The sequence below is a fragment of the Candidatus Albibeggiatoa sp. nov. BB20 genome (assembly GCA_016744725.1).
Lineage (GTDB): Bacteria > Pseudomonadota > Gammaproteobacteria > Beggiatoales > Beggiatoaceae > Albibeggiatoa.
The window spans coordinates 1-4784 of the sequence record JADGDW010000240.1 but is presented as its reverse complement, the minus strand read 5'-3'; the positions used below and the strand labels follow the sequence as shown (position 1 = coordinate 4784).

The 4784-nt window shown below is 33.7% G+C and carries 2 protein-coding genes; both read left to right on the top strand.

The window, feature by feature from the left end:
- The first annotated feature begins 278 nt into the window (after nt 1-278).
- Nucleotides 279-2672 (top strand): tetratricopeptide repeat protein, encoded by a 2394-nt coding sequence (locus ABXH34_RS17855; protein WP_353573242.1) that lies wholly within the window; start codon nt 279-281, stop codon nt 2670-2672.
- Between the two features lies 1 nt (nt 2673).
- Nucleotides 2674-4374 carry a sulfotransferase gene (locus ABXH34_RS17850; RefSeq protein ID WP_353573241.1) on the top strand — a complete coding sequence of 567 codons (1701 nt, stop codon included), beginning with the start codon at nt 2674-2676 and terminating at the stop codon, nt 4372-4374.
- Nucleotides 4375-4784: the final 410 nt, after the last annotated feature.

The window sequence follows — 4784 nt, the reverse complement described above, 5'->3', positions numbered from 1 at the left end:
GCAATATCCCAAATAAAAACCCTCCTCTATTCAAATTACCAAATCCCTTTTATAATAAGCTTAATATTTTTCTTATGATTTTAATCTACTATTTTGAGTATCGCGCTTGTTTTAGATAAAAAAATAGGATCAATTGCTTACGTTTTGCGATTAGTAATTGATTTTTTTAGTTATTTTTAAGAACTATTGATATTAGAATTAACTTTGCAATTTATAGATTATAAAAAATAGCAGAGGTATTTCATGAAGTTGATTTTTAAGATGAAAAGGATTTTATTTTGCAAACATCGCCCCTAATCCAAAAAGCCGCAACGCTTGCAAAACAAGGTAAAGTACAAGCAGCCATCACCCATTATCAAAAAGCAATTCAAGCAAGTCCAAACCAACCAATTCAAGTCTATCAAGCTTTAGGTGAATTATTGATAAAAAATAATCAACTTGAAGCGGCTGAACAGTGTTTTCAATTTTTAATTAAGAATGTCCCTAATTATATTGAAGCCCATGTTTATTTGGCTAAAATTGCATCTCAGACCAAAAATTTAGCGTTAGCATTAGAACGATGGGAATATTGTATTCACACGTTTCCCCAAAAGATAGATTTATTATGGTTCGTGAACAAAGCAGATATTTTACTAAAATTAGAGCGTTTTGCAGAATCAGAAAAAACATTTAAATTAATTACTAAACATGCGCCCCAAGTGCCAGCGGGTTATATTGGTTTAGCATTTTTGTCACAAACCCAAGGGAAATGGGAACTTGCATTGGAATACTGGGATACGTGTTTGCAAAAGTTTCCGCAACAAATACAAGCAAGCTGGCTTACTAATAAAATAAAAATGTTAATGCAACTAAATCTTTTAGACGATGCCGAAAAAACCTGTCAAATATTAATCAAACTTGACCCAAATGAAAGTCCTAGCTATGTCAATTTAGCTCGGATTGCCCAATTAAACAATGATAGACAAACTGAACTTAAATATTGGCAGATTTGTTTTAATAAATTTCATCAACAGGCTGAGATTTGGTGGTATGTCAGCTATTCAAATGCTTATAGTCACTTAGGAAAATTAGAAGATGCAGAGCATATTTTTAGCCAAACGATGCAAGAATATCCCAAACAACCTATTGGATTTATTGGATTTGCCAAAATTGCTGAAAAGATGATGCAATATGATATTGCTGTCAATCGCTGGAAGCAAGCTTATCAATTATTTCCAGATGAGATTCAAATTCAACGCGGGTATATCTTTGCTCTATCGCAAGCAACCGAATATGAACAAGCTGAAAAATTGAGCCTTGAACTCTACAATAAAACCCAAGATGTGAGTTTCCAAATAGCGCGTTGTACTAACTTTGATTTACAGTATCAGTGTGATGCTGCGCTCGCTCTCGTTAACCAATTGGTCAAAGCTCATCCTGAAAATATGATGGTTTTTCTGAAAAAAATAGATATTCTTACTAGGTATTGGGAAAAGGATAAGTTACAACAAGCCATTCCACTTTTTGAATCAATACAGTTAGAGCAGTTAGATCCAAGGAAAATAGATCAAGTAAAGCTAGATATGGTGAGGGCTTATATTTATAACAACAACCAACAACAAGCAGCCCAACTTGCAAAAACATTATTAAGCAAGACTGAGTCGGATTATTTAGAGATACAATCTTGGTATTATCAATTTATTGGTGATGCAGAAAAAGCCAAACAAATATCCATGCACTATTTAGCAGAAAGATACTCCCTAGAAACACACAGTAAAACAAATCTGCAACGCATCGATAGTAAACCAATAAACTTAGTGGATAGAGAGTTACTTTTATTTGCTTATACTAAAGATGAACTACAACGCCTTGATTGGTTTTTAGATTATTACCGTCAATTAGGCGTGACGCGATTTTTCATAGTTGATAATGATTCTTCTGACCAAACCCAAGCCTTTTTATTACAACAAGCTGATGTGCATTTATTTTGGACAAATGATCATTATGGGCGTGCTGGCTCTGGAATGAGTTGGATTAATCAATTAGTTGAGGATTACGGGGATGGGCACTGGTGTTTGTTTACGGATACAGATGAGGCATTTGTATTCCCAGAAATGGAACACAAAGGGATTCACCATTTATTAGATTACTTAGATGCAAATGGCTACGAAGCAGTAAAAAGCTTTATGTTGGATATGTACCCAGAAACCTTTGGGAAAAATAATTTAACAGTAAGGCAGGCTATTGATAATGCATGTTATTTTGATAATGACTATAGCTTTTTTGGGTATTATAAAGCACCTTATTGGCGGGTAAGAGGCGGTGTTCGTAAACGTTTATTTGAGGGGCGTGAATTACAAAATAAAACCCCATTGATAAAAGGTGGCAAGGGAATTAAGTTTTTAGCCAGTAGTCATTTCATCACTGCGGCGCGAGTTGCAGATGTTTCCAGTGTCTTATTACACTATAAACTGCCATTATATCCACAACTACTTGATGCAGATAGAAATATACTGCAAGATAAAAATATTGTAAATCTGGGCGGACATTGCCAACGTAGACATCATATTTACCAGCAAAAGCTATCTGAATTTGGTACAGATAATTCATGTATTTGCCCTAGCACTGAAAAGTATGTATCAAGTCAACAATTGGTGGATTTAGGCCTTATACAAAAACCAAAAGATTTTTAAAATGAACCGTACTCAGCATCATATTAAACAGGCTCAACTTCAATTAAAACAAAATGATATTAAAGGAGCATTGAATACCTACTATCAATTGCTTCAGTCTAATTCCAAACAACCTGCACAGGTATATAAGGATTTTGGCGCATTATTACTGCAAACAAACAACCTACAAGCAGCCCAACAGACTTACCAAGCGGCGATAAAAATATATCCACAACAAGTTGATTTTTATAATGGCCTGTTTCTCAGTGCCAAAAAACAACAAAACTGGCCAATGGCTATCCAATATTTGGATAATTGCTTAAATATTTTTCCAAAACATCCAGATAAATTTAAGTGGTTGCTGAACAAAAGTGAAGTTTTTTTAATTTGTAATCAACAAAATAATGCTATCAATACGTTTAAATCACTTGTAACACTTTATCCCGATCGCTTAGAAGGCTATGCGGGTTTGGCTCAAGCTATGATGCAGATTGAGGATTATACTCAGGCACTGATTTATTGGGAGCAATTTTTAACACAAGCAGATTCGTCTCAGCATCAATATTTTGGTTTATATAACAAGGCTGATACCTTGTTCCATCTTGGGCAATATGAAGAATCAGAACAATTATTGAAATCTCTAATACAGCAGTACCCAGAAAAATCAGAGCTTTATAGAAAAATAAGTTATATCACACAGCATGCAAAAACAGTGAGCCAAGTGCTTGCATTATTAGATGAATTGTTGGAAACCCAGCCTAAAAACATAGAACTGTTACATTTAAAAGCCAAAAAATTGATTGCTGTCCACCAGCCTGAAAATGCTTTAAATAATTTAAATCAAATCCTGTCCATCGATTCAAAATATTCACCTGTTTATCATACATTTTTTCGTTTTATTCAGCGGTTTTATGATGGTCAACAAAGAAGTGAACAGCTTATTAAGTTATTACAAAAATTAGAAACACAAAGCAGTCAGTTTAGTTCAAAAGACCAGTTTAATACATTCAAGCTTATCATTGGTTTACATTTGGCATTAGAACAATATCAACAGGTTAAAGCTTTAATTGGCCAATATAAATCACAATTATCCAATTCTGGACAAGGCAAAGATTTAATCAAAATAGCAGAGAAGCTTAGTTCACCCTCTTTTCCTGATTACACACGAGCTAAAGTTTTTGTCATTGGTTTAAATAAAACGGCAACATCGTCTTTAACTCAAGCCTTGCGTATATTAAATCTGCATACAGAACATTGGGAAAATCCTCATACACGGCGTGAACTCAATGCTAAAGATGCCTGTTTATTCGATGCTCTGACAGACTCGACAATTGCCTGTATTTTTGAACAACTTTATAGCCAATATCCCAATGCTAAATTTATTTATACGGTTCGAGATGTTGCTGCTTGGGAAAAGTCCATGGTCAAACATTATATGAGATACCATGCAGCAGGTGATATTCAAACGATTAAGAAAACATTTTCCCCAGTTAATGAGGTGGTACAACATCACAATGAAACGCTTTTTTATCAACATGATAATTGGCCAGATGTGTACCATGCTTTTGACCAGCGAGTAACACAGTTTTTTAAAGATAAACCTCAAGATAAATTTTTAGCATTTAATGTTTTTGAAGGGGATGACTGGGATAAGCTGTGCCGCTTTTTAAATTGTACTGTACCAGAAGCTGAATTTCCTTGGAAAAATAAAGCGATTGTATAAAAATGCCTCAATCCAATAAATTTACTGGATATTTGAAATAGCTGGAATGAAACTACTTGTGAGGCATTTCGCTTGCTTCTAAACCTAAAAAGCCATTGATACTGGATTCTCCTCAATTTAAATCCTATTGTTATGTTTGCGACAAAATTTTATTTACCCTTAATAGTATTATGTCGCAAATACTACAAAACATCAGCACGATAATATAATTGATTGATATTTAACATTTAAATATTAGGCATAATCCATGCTCATAACTTATTTATTAAATGGGTTGTTTTTTTCAAGCTAGCAAAGTTGATGGCTAAATATCTGTTGTTGCTAACCGATTGATTATATTTATCTAATATAAAACCATCTTTGATAAAAACAATTCAGCAATTTTTTAATTTAGAAATAAATGAATAAAC